A 17,019-nucleotide genomic window follows, 5' to 3' on the forward strand; every position below is an offset into this window, starting at 1 on the left:
CCGCCCGGTCCGGCGCCTGACGCCGGACCGGGCGAGGCGGCACCGACCTACTTGAGGATCAGCCGGTTCGTCTGCTCGAAGACGTCCAGGTCGGCCAGGGTCTCGTTGACCGAGGCGGAGAGCGGGGCGGGGAAGCGGTCCCGGGGGAAGAAGCCGGCGTCGGTGGTCTCGTCGGTGACCCGCGCCAGCTGGCCGTCCCACTCCTCCACCCGGAACGCCGTGGTGAAGACCTGGTAGGTGTGCCCGTACATGTTGGTGCTGGTCCGGTCCGGACCGGTGTAGAGGGCGAACGCGCAGACCCGCAACGCCCGGAGCCCGGTCTCCTCACGGACCTCCCGCACCGCGCAGTCCGCGATCGACTCGCCCAGCTCCATCGCCCCGGCCGGCATGGCCCACTGGCCGTTGTCCGAGCGCTGGATCAGCAGGATTCGCCCGGCGTTGTCGCGGACCACGGCGCGGGCGCCGACGAACATCAGCGTCCGGTCCCCGGCGAGCGCGCGCAACTGCCCCACGTAGGAGTCGGCCCAGGAGATGCTCACCTGCGACAATTTACGGGGGTTCCCAAGCTGTGACCGGCGACACTAGCTTGTTACCCATGCGTAGCACGATGATGGACGCCCCTCTGCAGGTCTCCCGGATCCTCGACCACGGCGCCACCGTGCACGGCACGGCCGAGGTGGTCACCTGGACCGGCGCCGAACCCCGTCGGATGACGTACGCCGAGGTGGGCCGTGCGGCCGCCCGGCTGGCACACGCACTGCGCGACGAGTGCGGGGTGACCGGCGACGAGCGGGTCGCCACCTTCATGTGGAACAACAACGAGCACCTGGTGGCCTACTTCGCGGTGCCGAGCATGGGCGCGGTGCTGCACACCCTCAACATCCGGCTCTTTCCCGACCAGGTCGCCTACATCGCCAACCACGCCGAGGACCGGGTGGTGCTGGTCGACAGCACGCTCATTCCGCTGCTGGCCCGCGTGATCGGCGAGCTGGCCACGGTGCGGCACGTGGTGGTGGTCGGCGGCGGCGACCCGGCGCCGCTGGTGGCGGCGGCCGGCGACCGGATCACTGTGCACCACTGGGACGCGCTGCTCGCCGACCGGCCGGAGGTGTTCGACTGGCCCGAGGTGGACGAGCGCGACGCCGCGGCGCTCTGCTACACCTCCGGCACCACCGGCAACCCGAAGGGCGTGGCCTACTCGCACCGGTCGATCTACCTGCACTCGTTGCAGGTCTGCATGCCGGAGGGCTTCGGTCTCGGGCCCACCGACCGGGAGCTGGCCATCGTGCCGATGTTCCACGCCATGTCGTGGGGCCTGCCGTACGCGGCGTTCCTCTCCGGCGCTTCGCTGATCATGCCGGACCGGTTCCTCCAGGCCGCACCGATCGCCGACATGATCGCCGCCGAGCGGCCCACCCTGGCCGGCGCGGTCCCGACCATCTGGACCGACCTGCTGGCCCACCTGGACAGTCACGACGTGGACACCTCCTCGCTCAAGGAGGTGATCGTCGGAGGCTCGGCCTGCCCGCCGGTGCTGATGCACGCCTTCGACGAGCGGCACGGCATCGACGTCATCCACGCCTGGGGCATGACCGAGATGTCCCCGCTGGGTTCGGTCTCCCGTCCACCGGCCGGCGCGACCGGCGAGCAGGCGTGGCGCTACCGCTACACGCAGGGTCGCGTGCCGGCCGGGGTGCAGGCGCGGATCGTCGGCCCGCTGGGCGAGCCGCTGCCCGCCGACGGCAGCGCGGTGGGCGAGCTGGAGGTCCGCGGGCCGTGGGTGACCGCCCGGTACGTCGGCGACGACGCCCCGGACGAGGAGAAGTTCCGCGACGGCTGGCTGCGTACCGGCGACGTGGGGACGCTCTCACCGGACGGATACATCACGCTGACCGACCGCGCCAAGGACGTCATCAAGTCCGGCGGTGAGTGGATCTCGTCGGTGGAGCTGGAGAACGCGCTGATGGCCCACCCGGCGGTGCTGGAGGCCTGTGTGGTGGGTGTGCCGGACGAGCGGTGGGACGAGCGACCGTTGGCCACGGTGGTGGTCCGGGAGGGCGCCTCGGTGACCGCCGAGGAGCTGCGCGACTTCCTGGCCGGCTCGGTGGCCCGCTGGCAACTGCCCGAGCGGTGGGCGTTCATCGACACGGTGCCGAAGACCAGCGTCGGAAAGTTCGACAAGAAGGTCGTCCGTTCGCGGTACGCCGGGGGCGAGCTGACTGTCCGGGAGCTGACAGCCCCGTAACGTTTTTCCAGGCACCGTCGCCTGTTGGGGCAGGGGTACTCCTGAAACATTCCTCCCCAGGGGCGGCCCCGGCGTTCGCACCGCGCCGGGGCCGCCCGTTTCACGCGGGGCGACCCGCACCGTCATTGTTGCGAAACTTCTTCTCCTTTGTCCTGATGACGGAGAAATCGGGTGGTCAGCGACCTGATCAGGCGTCACTCGTGCTGATCAGCACCTTGCCCACCACCGAGCTCTCCACCGCCTCGTGCGCTGCCGCCGTGTCGGCCAGAGGGTAGTTGTGCAGCGGCAGGCCGGCGTCCGTGCCGACCCGGATGCCGCCCTGCTCCGCCGCCGCGGCCACGTCCCGTACGCCGTGCGCCTTGGCCGCCTTCGGCTCCGTGTAGACCAGCACGAACTGCCACCGGGCGTTCGCCACCATCAGCGGCCGGATCGGGACGGTCAGCTCGGCCGCGCCGTCGTCGGCGTACGCGCAGACCGCGCCACCGTTGCGGAGCACCTGCACGTCCGTCGGGGCGTTGCGGGCCGGGGAGACCTCGACGATCGTGTGCACCCCGTCGGGAGCGATCTTGCGGATCTCCTCGACCACGTCCTGCTCCCGGTAGTTGATCACGTAGGAGGCGCCGGCCGACGCCGCGAGCTGAGCCTTCTCGGCGCTGCTCACCGTGGTGATCACCGTGGCGTCGGCCCAACGGGCGAGCTGGATCGCCGCGTTGCCGACCGCTCCCGCCCCGCCCTGCACCAGCACGGTGTGATCGGCCAGCGCGCCGGCCCGCAACGTGTCCGGCATGAACTCGCCGGCGGTCAGGCAGCGGTGCGCCGTCAGGAACGGGATGCCCAGGCTGGCGCCCAGCTGGAACGAGGCGTCACCGAGGCGGACCGCCTGCCGGACCGGCACCAGCGTGTACTCCGCCGCGGTGCCCCACGGCCGCTGCCAGGCCGCCTCCCAGATCCAGACCCGCTCGCCGATCCGATCCGGGTCGACCCCGGCGCCGACGGCCTCCACCACGCCCGCCCCGTCCTGCCCGGGGATCTGCCAACCGGCCGGCAGGGGGAACGACCGGCGGGCCTTCCAGTCCGTCGGGTTCACCCCGGAGACCGCCATCCGGACCAGGACCTCGCCCGCCCCCGGCTCCGGCACCGGCCGGTCGACCAACTTCAGCACCGAAGGATCGCCGGTGCGCTCGTACACGATGGCTTTCATCCGTGGTCTCCTCACCCGTCCGGCGGGTGGCACCCGGGTCGAGCACCGCCGGCTGCGGTACCCCGCTCAGTCCCCGTCATGCCGGCCCCACCGGTCCCTGGAAACCGTATAACCGCACGCGAGGCGGGAGGGACCGGACAACGGGTGATGCGTCGTACATCAGCCAGCCAGGTCGTCCACCAGCTCCGGGGTCAGCTCACCGACCGCACCCAACGTCACCGCGGCCAACCGGGCGGCGTCCGGATCCAGCGGGTACGAATCGTGCGGCACCGCCACCACCCGCATCCCCGCTGCGGCAGCCGACCGCACGCCGTTGGACGAGTCCTCCACCGCCACGCAGCGGCCCGGGTCGACGCCCAGCCGCCCCGCGACGCTCAGGTACACGTCCGGCGCCGGCTTGCCCCGCTCGGTCTCCTCGGTGGACAGGGTGGTGGCGAACGCGTCGGTCAGGCCGGTCGCGGCCAACGCCGCCGCGATCAGCCGGGTCGGCGACGAAGTGGCCAACCCCAGCGGCCACCGCGCGGCCAGCCGGCGCACCACCTGGTCGGCGCTGTCGATCAGGGGTACGTGCTCCCGGTAGCGCCGGGTCATCTCCTCGACCACCTCGTCGGCGACCTGGGCGGCGGTGCGTGCCACGCCCAACTCGCCGCTGAGATAGTGGGCCCACTCGCTGGTGCTCATGCCCATCAACCGGCGCTGGGTGTCCGGCTGCCAGGCACCGCCGTGCGTCGCCACGTACGCCCGCCGGACCTCCTCCCACACCGGTTCGGAATCCACGATCACGCCGTCCAGGTCGAAGACCACCGCATCCACCACGGGCCCATCCTGCCGGACCGGTGGGCCGCCGGTCAGCCGGGCAGCGCGGGAAGCCCGATCGGGCTGCCGGCCGGGATCACGGTGTGGCAGGCCCGGGCCATCGGCTCCAGCAGCTCGCGCAGCCGGTCCGTGCCGTCCGGGCCGAGCGCCCGCCACGGGTGCTCGGCCGCCCGGTCGGTCGCGTCCTCGATCGCCTGGAAACCGGTCCGGCCGTGGTCGGTGGCCGCGCCGTCCGGGGTCAGCCAGCCCCGCTGGGTGAGCCGCTCGCGGGCGGCCCGCCACTGCTCCTCGGACCAGCCCCGGCCCAGCAGGTTCTGCGGCGACATGTCCACGGCGACCCGCCACGCCAGCGTCTCCACCGGGTCCAGGCCGGCGGCCACCAGCGCCGCCACGTGCCCGTCTCCCCGGTGCTCGCGCAGCGTGGTGGCGGCCTGCCAGAGCCGGGCCAGCGGGTACTCCCCGATCGGCAGAGCCGCGTTGACCGCACCGAGCAGCCGGCCGGCGGTCTGCGCCACCGAGGCGGCCCGCTCCAGCAGGTCGGCGGCCTCCGCCAGGTGCGCCTCCGGCAGCTCGTAGGTCAGCTCCGCGAGGGCCTGCACGGCGCCGGTCAGCCGGGCCCGCAACGCCTCCTGCGGAGTGGCCAACCGCCACACCGCCGGCAGCGCCCGGCTGACCATCGGCGGCGCGAAATTGAAGAAGGCGGAGATCACCGGGGCTGCGTCGGTGGCGCCCAGCGGCGCGGACCGGCCGGCGAAGTAGCCCCGCCAGTAGCCGCGTAGCCCGACCGCCTCGTACGCCGCTCGTGCCCGGGGGTGAAAGTAGGTGACGGCGTGCACCGGCTCGAAGTGCGTCCACATCAACCGGGCGACCCGCCCGGGCTCGTCGAGCGCCGTCACGTGCACCTCCGTGTCCCGTCCGGATGCTCACCCCGGGCGGCGAACCGCCCGGGGTGACGCCGAACCTACTGCCGGTAGGTGACGGGCCGGAAGCCCCATGTGAACAAGTCCATCGCGCTCAGGTGACAACCGGGGCGATCCGGACGGGTCACTGGGCGGCGAGCACGTCCACCACGAAGCGCAGCGGACCGGTCGGCCGGCCACCCGCAGCGGCCGCGTCGTTGCCGTAGCCCAGCTCACCGGGGATGTCGAGCTGCACCCGGCTGCCCACGGTCACGCCGACCAGGCCCTGGTCCCAGCCGGGGATGACCTGGCCCACGCCGATCGGGAAGGTGGCCGGCTGGCCGGCCTTCCAGGAGGAGTCGAACTCCTTGCCGTCCTTGTAGAAGACGCCCACGTAGTTCGTGGTGATGGTCTGGCCCTTCTTGACCGCCGGGCCGGTGCCCTTGATCAGGGGCGTCACCGCGAGCTTCGTCAGCTCACCCTTGCCGGCCTCGACGGTCGGCTTGCTGCCCAGCGCCGGGTCGGCGCCCTCCGGCAGCTGGGGGGCGGGAGGCGCGGCCGCCTCGTCCGGAGCCGGGGCGGAGGCGGACGCGGAGGGGGTCGCGCCGGCCTGGTTCGCGGGCTTGTCGTCGCCCCCGCCGACCAGCACGAAGACGGTGATCAGCACCGCCACGACGGCGACGCCGGCCAGCCCGCCGGCCCACGCCTGACGGCGCCGCTTCGCCTCGGCCGCCTTCTGCGCTGCCAGCTGGGCGGCCAGCCGTCGCCCCGCCTTGGTTGCCGGGCTCTGGCCCTCCGACCTGTTCTGCTGCGTGCGCTCGCTCACGTCGTCGACTCCCTGCTGCGAAGGTGTGGCCGGCACCCGGTGCCGGGGGGAAAGCCGACGCACACGGTACCCGCCTGACGGCCCACCGTGCCCACCCCGGACCGTCCGGATCGTTCCGCGGGCGCCATCCCGGGCCCGGCGCGACGGTTATTCCGGCACGACCATGAAGTCCGTCACGAACGACGTCACCCGGCCGTCGTCGGCGCGCCCGATCCAGGTGCCGTAGCAGCCGTCGCCCCAGCCCGTGGCGACGGTGACGACGTTGGCGCCGGTGGCCTCGTCCAGCACCGCGGTGATCAGGCCCGGAACCGGCGAGACGGGCAGTTCGGCCGGAATGAACACCGCTTCCACCTGGTCGTAGTCCCAGGCTTCCAGGGCGGCGAGCGCCGTCGGGTCGGCCAGGGTGCCGGCACCGGCGTCCACCCCGTACCCGAAGTAGTCGTCCGCGCCGAGGGTGGCGACGTCCTGGTCGCCCGCGACGGCCGGTTCCCAACGGACCGTCGGCGCGTCCTGGACCACCAGCTCCAGCGCGGCCACCCGGCGGTCCACCTCGGCGTCCTCCCGGAGCACCACGGCCACCCAGGCGCGGGCGGGATGCCGACCCGGGGGCACGGTGACCGTGAACGGTTCGGCCTCCGGGCACACCAGCGGGTCACACCCGACCACCTGGCCGGTCGGCAGCACGATGTCGCCCACCGGGTGGGCTTCGATCACGTACGAGCCGTGCTCGTCGGTGAAGCGAGCGCCGGGCGTCAACAACCGGTCCAGATCAGGGGTGTACGGCATGGCGGCTCCTCCGGTGGCCAGCGGCCGGCGGAGCGTACCCGGTCCGGCCGACGCCTCCGTCGCTGCCGTGCGGTCAGGCGGTCTTGCGGGGTGCCGCCTTGCGGGCCGCCGTCTTCTTAGCCGGCTCCGCCTTCTTCGCGGGGGTCTTCTTGGCGGCCTTCTTCGCCGGTTCGGCCTTGGCCGCGGCCGTCTTCTTCTCGGCGGTCTTCTTCGCCGCAGCCTTCTTCGCGGGCGCCTTCGCCGTCTTCTTCTCGGCCGCCTTCTTGGCCGAACGGGCCGACGAGATGGGCGTCGGCTCGCCACCGCCGCCACGGGCCGGCTGCTCGCCGCGGGCCGACCGAGCCCGGTCCACCGATGCCTTCAGCGCGGCCATCAGGTCCACCGCCGCGGCCGGCGCCTCCTCCACCTCTTCCGGCTGGACGACCTCCCGACCCTCCACCTTGGCGTCGATGACCTCCTGCAACGCCGCCCGGTAGTCGTCGGTGAAGACGTCCGGCTCGAACTCGCCGGTCATCGAGTCGATCAGGGAACTCGCCATCGCCAACTCCGGCGGGCGCACCTTGAGGTCCTCGTCGAGGAAGCCGAAATCCGCCGTCCGGATCTCATCCGGCCAGAGCATGGTGTTGAGCAGCAGCACACCCTCGCGGACCCGCAGCGTGGCCAGCTGTTCGCGCTGGCGCAGCGCCACCTTGACGATGGCCACCCGCTCCGAGTCGAGCAACGCGTCGCGCAGCAGCACGTACGGCTTGGTCGCGGTGCCCTCCGGCTCCAGGAAGTACGCCTTGTTGTAGAGGATCGGGTCGACCTGGTCCGCCGGGACGAACTCCAGCACGTCGATCGCGCGCGAGCTGGTCAGCGGCAGGTCGGCGAAGTCCTCGTCGGTGAGGATCACCATTTCCCCGCCGCCGATGTCGTAGCCCTTGGCGATGTCGTCGTAGGTGACCTCCTCGCCGCAGACCGAGCAGGTGCGCTTGTAGCGGATCCGGCCACCGTCCTCGCGGTGCACCTGGTGGAACCGGATGTCCTTCTCCTCGGTCGCGGAGTAGAGCTTCACCCCGATCGAGACGAGCCCGAACGACACGGCTCCCTTCCAGATGGCCCGCATCCTCTGCTCCCTTCCCCGGTATCGACCATGCTCGCATCCGAACGAACGGGACGCGAGGTGTTCGGCCTGCTACTACAGTCGGGTCGTGCCCGGCGCGCCGCTCAAGCCGATGCTCGCGATGACCGGGCCGCTCCCGGCCGGTGACGGCTGGGCGTACGAGTTCAAGTGGGACGGCGTCCGCGCGCTCGCCGACATCTCCGCCGGCCGTCAACACCTGTATGCCCGCTCCGGCGTGGAGATCACCGCCGCGTACCCCGAACTGGCCACCCTGTTCGAGCAGGTCGACGACGCGCTGCTCGACGGCGAGGTGGTGCTGCTGGGCGAGGGCGGCCAGCCGTCGTTCACCGCGCTGGCCGAACGGATGCACGTCCGGGACCGGAACAAGGCGGCCCGGTTGGCGGCGGTCATGCCGGTGACGTACATGATCTTCGACCTGCTCCGGCTGAACGGCGACGACCTGACCGGCTGGCCGTACGAGCGCCGCCGGGAGGCCCTGGACGCGCTCGCCCTCGGCGGTGCCCGGTGGGCGGTGCCTCCGGTCTTCGCCGACGGCCCGGCCACGTACGAGGCGGCCGGCGAGCACGGCCTGGAGGGGGTGATGGCCAAGCGGGTCGCCGCCGTCTACCGCCCCGGGGTGCGCTCGCCGGACTGGGTGAAGGTCAAGCTGGAGGTGACCGGCGACTTCGTCGTCGGTGGCTGGCGACCGGGCGCGCGCCGGATCGGTGGGCTGCTGGTCGGTGTGCCCGGCCCGGACGGCCGGCTCATCTACCGGGGCCGGGTGGGCGGCGGGATCGGCGCGGCCATCGAACGGCAACTCCTCGCCGAGCTGGAACCGCTGCGCTCGGGCGTGTCACCGTTCGCGCCGGGTGTGCCGCGCGAGGATGCCCGGGGCGCCATCTGGGTAACTCCCCGGGTGGTGGTGGAGGTGAAGTACGGCCAGCGCACCCCCGACGGCCGGCTGCGCTTCCCCCGGGTGCTGCGGTTGCGCCCGGACAAACCTCCGGAGGAGGTCGACGATGCCGGGTGAGCGGTTGCGGGTGGACGTCGAGGGCCGGGCGCTGGAGTTGTCCAACCTGGACAAGGTGCTCTATCCGTCGGCCGGCTTCACCAAGGGTGAAGTGATCGACTACTACACGCGGATCTCGCCGGTGCTGCTGCCGCACCTGCGGGACCGGGCGCTGACCCGGATCCGGTTCCCCAACGGGGTGGGCGGCGGCTCGTTCTTCGAGAAGAACGCCCCGGCCGCCACCCCCGACTGGGTACGCCTGGAGACGCTGCCCGTCCCCGGGTCGAGCAAGGGCCGGGAGACCATCGACTACGTGGTCGCCGACGACCTGCCCACGCTGGTCTGGCTGGCCAACCTGGCCGCCCTGGAGCTGCACACGCCGCAGTGGAAGGTCGGCGAGCACCCGGACATGATGGTGGTCGACCTGGACCCGGGGCCGCCGGCCGGGCTCGCCGAGTGCTGCCCGGTGGCGGTGCTGATGCGCGACCGGCTCGCCGACGACGGGATCGAGTCGTACCCGAAGACCTCCGGCAAGAAGGGCATGCAGCTCTGCTGCCCGATCGCCGGCACCCAGTCGTCCGAGGTCGTCTCCGACTACGCCAAGCGGGTCGCTCAGGAGTTGGAGAAGGCGCACCCGAAGCTGATCGTGTCGAAGATGGCGAAGAACCTGCGCCCGGGGAAGGTCTTCATCGACTGGAGCCAGAACAACGCGGCGAAGACCACGGTGGCGCCGTACTCGCTGCGGGCCCAGGACGTGCCGTCCGCCTCAACCCCGCTGACCTGGGACGAGGTCGAGGCCGGCGCCCGCGGCCGGAAGCCGGCCGTCCGCCAGTTCACCGCCGCCGAGGTGCTGGACCGGGTCGAGGAGTACGGCGACCTGCTGGCCCCGCTGCTCGACGGCGGCCCCGAGCTGCCGTGACGGCCAGTGCCCGGACGGCGGAGCACTGCTCGTCACTGAGCGCGACGGACAGCGCCGCCCCTGGTCGGACCACTCAACCCCTTTGCTCTGCTTACCTCTACGCACCACCGCGCTGAGCTGCGCCTTTGCGCGATGGTCCCGAAGGGGCAGCCATACGTCTGGTCGCGCAGCGTGCGTGGCGCGTACAGGTAAGCAGAGCAAAGGGTGTGGTGTGGTGATGCCGGCCCGGCACCCGGCATCACCGGGTGTGACCGGCCCGGCGCCCACCTTCAGGTGGACGCCGGGCCGGAACGTGAGCGGCGGCGGGTCAGCTGCGCCCGAAGATCTTGCCGCTGGAGCCCAGCCGCAGCAGGACCGTCTCGCCGGTGGCGTCCTGGACCGCGTCGTTGTCGGTGATCGCGTACACCTCGCCGTTGCCGGCCACGGTCAGACCCTCCAGCTTCTCCTGGGTCCAGCCGTTGGTGGCGCGCAGCGCGGGCAGCACGTCGACGGCGAGCGTCTTCGGCAGCACCTTGAGCGGGCCGGTCGCCGCCGCACCCGGCAGCGGCACCGTGTAGATCCGCTTCACCGCGGCGGCGGGACCGTTCAGCTTGTCCCGCTCGATGACGGCGAGTCGGTCGCCGACCACGGTGATCTCGGAGAGACCCATCCAGTCGCCCGGCACGCTGGTGCTGCCCAACCGGTAACCGAACCAGCTCCAGGTGCCCGCCGTCACGTCGTACCGGCCGAGCCGGACCACGCCGGTCGGGTCGGTGCTCAGCTCCCGCTGCACGGCCACCCAGACGATCTCCCGGCCCTGCCGGTCGGTGGTCGCGGTGACCCCCTCCAGACCCTGCTTGGCCAGGCCGGCGGCGACATCCGTGGGCAGCGGAACGGTCTGCCGGGTGATCCCGGCGGCGTCCAGTCGGACCAGCTTGTTCTCCGAGCCCTTGGCACCCTCGACGGCGAGCCAGAAGCCGCCCTGCGGGCGGGCGAAGATGCCCTCGGCGTCGTACCCGACCGGCGTACCGGTCGCGTCCTGCACCGCCAGCGCACCGGTGATCACTGCCGGCGTCCGCTTCGCGTCGATGGTGAGGATCTGGGTCTGGCCGTACGCCGCGTCGGTGACGCTGTAGAGCTGGTCCCGCTTGCCGGGTACCGCGCTCAGCGCGCCGAGGGCGCCCCAACCGATCGGCGTGCCGGCCCGGTCGGTGCCGGAGACGATGCTCGGGAACGCCGGGGTGCCCTTGCCGAGCTGGTAGAGCGACACCGAGGCGCGGACGTTGACCGAGGCGTCGTCCTCCTCGCTGGAGATCGCGAGCAGCCCCCGCGACGGGATGGGCAGCAGCCCCTCCGGCCCGTTGGTGGTCGGCAGGATCTGCTCGAACACCGGCCTGGTGGGGTTGCTCAGGTCGTAGACAGCGACGAAGTTGCTGCGCTCCGAACCGACGAACGCGTACCGCACGCCGTCGTACTCGGCGACGGCGACGCCCTCGGGCTCGGTGCCCTTCTTGCCGGCCCGGTCCTCGTTGTGCAGCCCGTACGTGACGGCGAGGCGCTCGAAGCTGTTGCCGGCGTCCCAGGCGACCCGCCCGGTGCGGCTGTCGAAGACGGACCAGCCACGGGTGCCGCCCCGCCAGTCGCCCTCGTTGGCCGTGGCGAGATAGCGGTCGTCGACCCAGGCCACCGCGTCCGGCTCGCGCGGCACATCGGTGATGCCGCCGGTCAGGTCGATGACACCGTCCTTCTCCGTGTCGATCCCGCTGACGGTCGCCGTGCCCGCGCTGAACACGCGGGTGATCCGCCCGGTGGGCAGGTCGATCAGGGCGACGCCGTTGTTCTCCTGGAGAGTCACCACCAGCTGGTTACGGCTGTTGATGGAGACGTACTCCGGCTCCGGGTCGGTCGGCGCGGCGAGGCCGGCCTGGACCAGCGCCGGCAGCGCGCTCCCGTCGGCGCCGGTCAGCGCGACCGGCCGCAGCCGCCAACCGGCCGGGGTCTTCCCGGTGAGGTCGACGATCTGCACGAAACCCCCGGGCGCCTGCGGCAGGTCGCCCTCCTCGCCGCCGGGCGGGGTGGCCTCCTCGTCGCGCTCGTTCTCGATGGCGATCGCGGCGTACCGCTGGTCCTTGCTGATGGCGATGGAGTCGGGCTGGCCGCCCAGATCGAAGCTGGCCACCCGCTCGCGGCTGGCCAGCTCGATGACGTCCAGCCTGCCGGACGGCTCGGTGTAGCTGCTGCTCGTGTTGACCACCACCAGGACGTACTTCCCGACCACGGCCACCGACGTGGGTTCGTCCTCGGCGTTGCCGAGCTGGGCCAGGGAGAGCGTGCCGAGGCCGCGCGGCCGGTCGGCCCGGGAGATGTCGAGGAAGCCGATCCGCCGAGCCAGCGCGTCGGTGTGGATCAGGGTGCGACCGTCGGGACTGACCGCCGAGATCTCGGCGACCGTCGGGGTCGCCGGGTCCTCGCCGGCCGGACGGTTCTCGAAGACCGGGTACGTGGCGACCCGGTCGAAGGCGACCGCACCGCTCGGGTGGTGCCGCTCCCCGGCGGTCGCCGAGGTGGCGCCGCTGATGGTGGCGACCGCGACCCCGGCTGCGGTGAGCGCCGTGATTGCTCTTCTGACTGACAAGGAGTTCCTCCGTCTGCTGGTACCCGGACGGAGGCTGGCACCCGAGAGGGAGCATCAGCTTGCGCCGAGATGAACAACCGGCGAAGCGCGGCGCAGCCGCCACCAGGCGCCACCGATCAGGGCCACGGTGACCACGCTGACCGCCACGTCGGCGGCCAGCGCCGCCGATGGCGTCGCCGGCGAATAGGGCGGCACCAGGTACGCGAACGCGGCGGCGGTGACCAGACTCGCCGTGCCGGCGGCGAGCACGTGCCGCTGCCCCCAACCGGCGCGGGAGGACCAGAAGGCGAGCAGACCCGCGGTGCCGGCGGCGAGCGCCAGCGCGATGACCATCCCAGGCCAACCGGGTGTCACCTCGGTGCCGAAGTGAACGACGACGACCAGGCCCACCCAGACCGGGCCGGGTGCCCGGCGGGCGTGCCGCGGGTGCGGGTGACGCCACCGGGGCAGCAGGGCCGTCGCGATGAGGGCGAGGACCACCGCCGCGGCGAAGGTCAGCTGGAGCGGGCTGGCCAGGAAGCCCGTCCGCCCACTGTCCGAGAAGATCAGCAGACTGCCGAGCAGGTAGATCACGCCGACCACGGCGAGCCCGGGCCGGCCGAGCCACGGCCGCAGCCGGCGGTCCGGCCCGAGGAACGACTCGACGAGAACGATCGGCGCGCAGATGGTCAACGCGATGTGGTTGCCCACGTAGTCGAAGGCCTGGCGGACGCTGAACCCGAGGCCTGGCACCAGCGTGGCCTCGGCGGCGGCCCGGGTGTCGGCGTACTCCGTGTCGTTGAGATAACCGGGGTTGAACAGCGACTGGTCGACCAGGCCGGCCTGGAGCACGCCGAACGCGGCGGCGAGCAGCACGATCGCCGGCCAGCCGGCGCCGAGATGCCGGGCGGTCTCCCGGATCAGGATGGCCGCCCCGCCGTACATCGGGCCCAGGAAGATCAGCACCGGGAGGAAGTCGTCGAGGGTGAAGCCGCCCCAGGAGCACTCGGCGGCCCAGGGCGCGAGCAGCAGCAACGCCACCACCGGCAGCAGCCGGCGGCGCAGTGGAAGACGGTCGACGGTGGCAGGGCGGGACTCGGTCGGCACGGTGGCTCCTCAGCGGCGCTTCGGGGTCACCCGTACCGTGCGCCGGCCACCCGGACAGCCGATACGGCCATCGGCCGACGACCGGCGCGACCAAAGTCGTTGAGTAAGGTGGTTCGACGCCGTCACCCGGGGAGCGTGGAGATGCAGCCAACCGTCACGGCCGACCTGTCGGTCCAGCCCACCGACGCCGAGCGTCCGCTGCTCAGCTACCGCGACGAGGCGACCGGCGAGCGGGTCGACCTGACCGCGCACCAGGTCGGCGCCTGGGCGGCGCGCAGCGCCGGTCTCCTGCGGGACGGCTGCGGGCTCGGCCCCGGCAGCCGCGTAGCGGTGCTGCTGCCGCCGCACTGGCGTACCGCTGCGGTTCTGTTGGGCGCCTGGGCCTCCGGCCTGGCGGTGTCGTTCCGGCCCCGCGCCACCGCGGGCCTGCCGGTCCTCGAACCGGGCGGCGACCGGCCGTTCGACGCGGTCTTCGTGACCCCCGAACGGCAGGACGACTGGCTGGAGGACGTACCGGACGCCCCGCACCGCTACCTCGTCGGCACCGGGCCGGGGCCGCTGGCCGACGTGCCGTTGGGTTGGCTCGACTGGTCCGCCGAGGTGCTCCGGTACGCCGACGCCACGCCCGACCACACCGCCATCCGCCCGTCTGACCCGGCCAGTGCGGACGGCACCACCTACGGCGAGTGGGGCGCCCTCGCCGGGGGGATCGCCGAGATGCTGGACCTGCGCGCCGGCGACCGGCTGCTGGTCGACGCGGCCGAGCACGAGCAGCCGCTGAAGTGGCTGCTCGCGCCGCTCTCCGCCGGCGCGTCCGTGGTGATCAGCGCCAACCTCGACCCCGCCCGGCGGGACACAGTGGTCGCCGCCGAGCGGGTGAGCCGGGTCCTCTAGGGCCTCATTCGAACGCGGCGGCGAACATGCCGGGCTCGTAGGAGCCGCCCCGCTGGTGCACGATCACGGCGAGCCGGTTGGCCGCGTTGATCAGGGCGACCAGGGCGACCAGGGCGCCGATCTGGTCGTCGTCGTAGTGCTTGCGCACCTGGGCCCAGGTCTCGTCGGACACGCCCGGGTGGGCGTCGGCGAGTCGGGTGCCCTCCTCGGCGAGCGCCAGCGCGGCCTGCTCGGCCTCCGTGAAGACCGTGGACTCGCGCCAGGCGGCGACCAGGTTGAGCCGGACCGCGCTCTCCCCGGCCGCCACTGCCTCTTTGGTGTGCATGTCGATGCACCAGCCGCAGCCGTTGATCTGGCTGGCCCGCAGGGACACCAGCTCCTGCGTGGACTTCGGCAGCGGCGACTGCTGGATCACCATGCCGGCGTTGGCGAACCGCTTGGCGAACTTCATGGCGATCTCGTTGCCGAACATGTTGAATCGGGCGTCCATGGTTCCGTCCTTCACTCCCGGTATTCGATCGGACGACCATGAGATGCCGGCGAGCAGCGTCCTGTGACGGCGCGGCGGGGTGACGGCCGCCACAGCTCCAAGCGTCCCAGAACGGCGGCGGACGGCGTTAACAGCGCTCCTCGGCGTCCTGCCGTTACACCCCCCATCAGGGCTGTACGCAGGCCTTTTGCCGGTGCCGTCGGCGTGGTCTCATACCGGGAAGACGACGTCGTCGACCTGATCCTGACGACCCCGCGCCGTCTCCGATTCCCCCGAGAGGTGCACCGATGCACAGGAGACCAATTTTCCGACTGGCAGTCCTCACCGCCACCGCCGCGACGCTCCTGGCGTCCGGTGGCGGCTACGCCGCGGTGGCGGCACCCGTTCCCGCCTCCCCGGGTGTCGGCGCGTGTGAGCCGGGTGCCGAGGCACACAGCGCGGCCCGGGTCGCCAAGGGCGCCACCGCGCAGGAGCCGAAGCTGTACCCCGACAACGAGGCGAACGCCTACGGGGTGATCAAGGACGCTCCGCGCCTGGCCAACGGCAGCGTGACCGTGCCGACGGTCTTTCACATGGTCTCCGACCACCCGCTCACCGCGGCCGAGACGACCAGGTGGAACACCCTGATCGCGGCGCAGATGGCGGTGCTCAACGACTCGTTCGCGGGGCGTACGGCGGCGAACGCCTCCGACACGCCGTTCCGGTTCGACCTCGTCGACACGACGTGGACGGTGAACAGCGCCTGGTACACGGTCGTGCCGGGCAAGAACGAGCGGGACATGAAGAAGGCGCTGTACACCGGCGACTCGGAGACCCTGAACGTGTACGCGGCCAACATCGGCGGCGGGCTGCTCGGCTGGGCGTACTTCCCGAAGGGTTACAACAACGGCCGCGACTACATCGACGGCGTGGTGATGCTCGACGAGTCGATGCCGGGCGGCACGGCGGGGAAGTACTCCCTGGGCGACACGCTGACGCACGAGGTGGGGCACTGGCTGATGCTGGAGCACACCTTCGCGCACGGGTGCTCCGCTGCCGGCGACTTCGTCGCCGACACTCCGCGGGAGGCCGCGCCGCAGTTCGACTGCCCGGTGGGCGCGGACACCTGTACCGCACCCGGGCTGGACCCGATCCACAACTTCATGGACTACACGCAGGACTCCTGCATGAACATGTTCACCGTCGGACAGGCGGACCGGATGAGCGACGCCTGGGTGGCATTCCGGGCCGGTGGCGCCGGGTAGTCAGGGAACGCGCGTCGGGGTCGACGGGTCGCTGCCAGCGGCTCGTCGGCCCCTTCCTTTCGGAGTCGGCTTCACCCTTCCGGTGAAGCCGGCTCATTACGCCGTCGCTCAGATCTGCCTGCTCATACGCTTCGCCGAAGGCACGTGCGCGATCGGAGCGCCGGCCGCTACTCCAACCGGCGGAGGGCTGATGGCGTCGAGGCGTACACGTCGGACACTGGTGTCGGCGGTCGCCGGTGGCCTGTTCGCCCTCGGTGTGATCGCACCGGGCCCGGCCGCCGCGCCGCAGCCCCGAGCGGTCCAGGCCGACGGTGCCACGGCCCACGATCCGGGGGAGCCGCGTCCCCCGCAGCTGCCGGCGGATTTCCAGGGCGAGGGCCGGTACATCGTGCGCGACCTCGGCATCGACGTGCCGTTCAGCTGGCAGGGCAGGGACGGCAACAGTCAGATGACCGCCGGGGGTCCGGACCATCCGATCTGGTTCACGAACCTGATCTACGAGAACACGCTCTACACGCTCACCTACCGGTGGCCGAACATCCCGCTGTTTCCGCCCCAGCCGTGCAGCAAGGTCCCGGGGTTCTTCAACCGCCAGATCTTCAACGACAAGCTGAAGACCGCGCGCTTCGTCGGACCGGAGATCCTGCAAGGCGAGAAGGACCGGCACGTCGACCACTGGCGGGTCGGGGTCGTCGGAGGTTCCACCGTGCCGGGCGAGGAGTTCCGGTTCCCGATCGCGCTCGGCGACATCTACGTCGACCAGCGCGATCCGAGCCGGTGGTGGCAGGTCCTGCAGTTCGGCCTCCAGAACCTCTTCGACCCGGAGCTGGACGAGTGGTTCACGATGACCACCTTCGACCACCGGCCGGGCCAGGTCACCCCTGTATC

Annotated in this window: 16 protein-coding genes; 6 read left to right on the forward strand and 10 right to left on the reverse strand. The window is 72.0% G+C overall.

Going from position 1 to position 17,019, the window contains the following annotated elements:
• Window positions 1-47 precede the first annotated feature (47 nt).
• The gene (locus EAD89_RS09825; protein ID WP_121655809.1) at window positions 48-539 is read right to left on the reverse strand and encodes an NUDIX domain-containing protein; all 492 of its coding nucleotides are present in this window, start codon (window positions 537-539) and stop codon (window positions 48-50) included.
• Between the two features lie 56 nt (window positions 540-595).
• Between EAD89_RS09825 and EAD89_RS09830 the strand changes: the two genes are divergently transcribed.
• Complete coding sequence (locus tag EAD89_RS09830; protein ID WP_121675497.1) at window positions 596-2,245, forward strand: fatty acid--CoA ligase; 1,650 nt, start codon at window positions 596-598, stop codon at window positions 2,243-2,245.
• A gap of 187 nt (window positions 2,246-2,432) precedes the next feature.
• Here the strand turns inward: EAD89_RS09830 and EAD89_RS09835 are convergent, their stop codons facing one another.
• From EAD89_RS09835 to EAD89_RS09860, 6 genes are all read right to left on the reverse strand, one after another.
• Window positions 2,433-3,446: an NADPH:quinone reductase gene (locus tag EAD89_RS09835; protein ID WP_121675498.1), complete on the reverse strand. Its 1,014-nt coding sequence runs from the start codon at window positions 3,444-3,446 to the stop codon at window positions 2,433-2,435.
• 159 nt (window positions 3,447-3,605) lie between these two features.
• Window positions 3,606-4,262: an HAD family phosphatase gene (locus tag EAD89_RS09840; protein WP_121675499.1), complete on the reverse strand. Its 657-nt coding sequence runs from the start codon at window positions 4,260-4,262 to the stop codon at window positions 3,606-3,608.
• 32 nt (window positions 4,263-4,294) lie between these two features.
• On the reverse strand, window positions 4,295-5,119 hold the full coding sequence (locus EAD89_RS09845) for a hypothetical protein (RefSeq protein WP_121675505.1): 825 nt from the start codon (window positions 5,117-5,119) through the stop codon (window positions 4,295-4,297).
• A 187-nt stretch (window positions 5,120-5,306) separates the two neighbouring features.
• On the reverse strand, window positions 5,307-6,023 hold the full coding sequence (locus EAD89_RS09850; RefSeq protein WP_121655805.1) for an FKBP-type peptidyl-prolyl cis-trans isomerase: 717 nt from the start codon (window positions 6,021-6,023) through the stop codon (window positions 5,307-5,309).
• 111 nt (window positions 6,024-6,134) lie between these two features.
• Entirely contained in the window at window positions 6,135-6,773 is a 639-nt protein-coding gene (locus EAD89_RS09855; RefSeq protein ID WP_121675500.1) for a DUF4241 domain-containing protein, read from the reverse strand.
• A gap of 73 nt (window positions 6,774-6,846) precedes the next feature.
• Window positions 6,847-7,878, reverse strand: coding sequence for a Ku protein (locus EAD89_RS09860; RefSeq protein ID WP_121655803.1), 1,032 nt, complete (start codon window positions 7,876-7,878; stop codon window positions 6,847-6,849).
• Window positions 7,879-7,963: 85 nt separating this feature from the next.
• Between EAD89_RS09860 and ligD (EAD89_RS09865) the strand changes: the two genes are divergently transcribed.
• Both ligD (EAD89_RS09865) and ligD (EAD89_RS09870) read left to right on the forward strand, forming a co-directional pair.
• Complete coding sequence (gene ligD / locus EAD89_RS09865) at window positions 7,964-8,905, forward strand: non-homologous end-joining DNA ligase (protein WP_121655802.1); 942 nt, start codon at window positions 7,964-7,966, stop codon at window positions 8,903-8,905.
• Window positions 8,895-9,803, forward strand: coding sequence for a non-homologous end-joining DNA ligase (ligD, locus tag EAD89_RS09870; protein WP_121675501.1), 909 nt, complete (start codon window positions 8,895-8,897; stop codon window positions 9,801-9,803). Before ligD (EAD89_RS09865) ends, ligD (EAD89_RS09870) begins: the two co-directional genes overlap by 11 nt.
• A 307-nt stretch (window positions 9,804-10,110) precedes the next feature.
• On the opposite strand, the gene EAD89_RS09875 is transcribed toward ligD (EAD89_RS09870), so the two are convergent.
• The gene (locus tag EAD89_RS09875) at window positions 10,111-12,417 is read right to left on the reverse strand and encodes an esterase-like activity of phytase family protein (protein ID WP_121675502.1); all 2,307 of its coding nucleotides are present in this window, start codon (window positions 12,415-12,417) and stop codon (window positions 10,111-10,113) included.
• A gap of 54 nt (window positions 12,418-12,471) precedes the next feature.
• Window positions 12,472-13,503, reverse strand: a complete 1,032-nt coding sequence (locus tag EAD89_RS09880) for a hypothetical protein (RefSeq protein ID WP_121675503.1) — start codon at window positions 13,501-13,503, stop codon at window positions 12,472-12,474.
• Between the two features lie 141 nt (window positions 13,504-13,644).
• On the opposite strand from EAD89_RS09880, the gene EAD89_RS09885 reads away from it, so the two are divergent.
• Complete coding sequence (locus tag EAD89_RS09885) at window positions 13,645-14,397, forward strand: TIGR03089 family protein (RefSeq protein WP_121675506.1); 753 nt, start codon at window positions 13,645-13,647, stop codon at window positions 14,395-14,397.
• A gap of 4 nt (window positions 14,398-14,401) precedes the next feature.
• Here EAD89_RS09885 and EAD89_RS09890 read toward each other — a convergent pair whose 3' ends face one another.
• Window positions 14,402-14,887 (reverse strand): carboxymuconolactone decarboxylase family protein, encoded by a 486-nt coding sequence (locus tag EAD89_RS09890; protein ID WP_121655798.1) that lies wholly within the window; start codon window positions 14,885-14,887, stop codon window positions 14,402-14,404.
• 287 nt (window positions 14,888-15,174) lie between these two features.
• Here EAD89_RS09890 and EAD89_RS09895 point away from each other — a divergent pair, with 287 nt between their 5' ends.
• Window positions 15,175-16,131 carry a zinc metalloprotease gene (locus EAD89_RS09895; RefSeq protein WP_121675504.1) on the forward strand — a complete coding sequence of 319 codons (957 nt, stop codon included), beginning with the start codon at window positions 15,175-15,177 and terminating at the stop codon, window positions 16,129-16,131.
• A 190-nt stretch (window positions 16,132-16,321) separates the two neighbouring features.
• The coding region (locus EAD89_RS09900) for a hypothetical protein (RefSeq protein ID WP_147458786.1) at window positions 16,322-17,019 on the forward strand (698 nt) is incomplete at its 3' end.

Source organism: Micromonospora sp. BL4, from assembly GCF_003667505.1.
In the GTDB taxonomy this organism is placed as follows: Bacteria; Actinomycetota; Actinomycetes; order Mycobacteriales; family Micromonosporaceae; genus Micromonospora.

What these genes read in the sequence shown, in the direction of transcription:
- EAD89_RS09830 (WP_121675497.1), top strand. Translation starts at nt 596, where the DNA reads ATGCGTAGCACGATGATGGACGCCCCTCTGCAGGTCTCCCGGATCCTC.
- EAD89_RS09835 (WP_121675498.1), bottom strand. Translation starts at nt 3,446, where the DNA reads ATGAAAGCCATCGTGTACGAGCGCACCGGCGATCCTTCGGTGCTGAAG.
- EAD89_RS09845 (WP_121675505.1), bottom strand. Translation starts at nt 5,119, where the DNA reads ATGTGGACGCACTTCGAGCCGGTGCACGCCGTCACCTACTTTCACCCC.
- EAD89_RS09855 (WP_121675500.1), bottom strand. Translation starts at nt 6,773, where the DNA reads ATGCCGTACACCCCTGATCTGGACCGGTTGTTGACGCCCGGCGCTCGC.
- EAD89_RS09860 (WP_121655803.1), bottom strand. Translation starts at nt 7,878, where the DNA reads ATGCGGGCCATCTGGAAGGGAGCCGTGTCGTTCGGGCTCGTCTCGATC.
- ligD (WP_121675501.1), top strand. Translation starts at nt 8,895, where the DNA reads ATGCCGGGTGAGCGGTTGCGGGTGGACGTCGAGGGCCGGGCGCTGGAG.
- EAD89_RS09885 (WP_121675506.1), top strand. Translation starts at nt 13,645, where the DNA reads ATGCAGCCAACCGTCACGGCCGACCTGTCGGTCCAGCCCACCGACGCC.
- EAD89_RS09890 (WP_121655798.1), bottom strand. Translation starts at nt 14,887, where the DNA reads ATGGACGCCCGATTCAACATGTTCGGCAACGAGATCGCCATGAAGTTC.
- EAD89_RS09895 (WP_121675504.1), top strand. Translation starts at nt 15,175, where the DNA reads ATGCACAGGAGACCAATTTTCCGACTGGCAGTCCTCACCGCCACCGCC.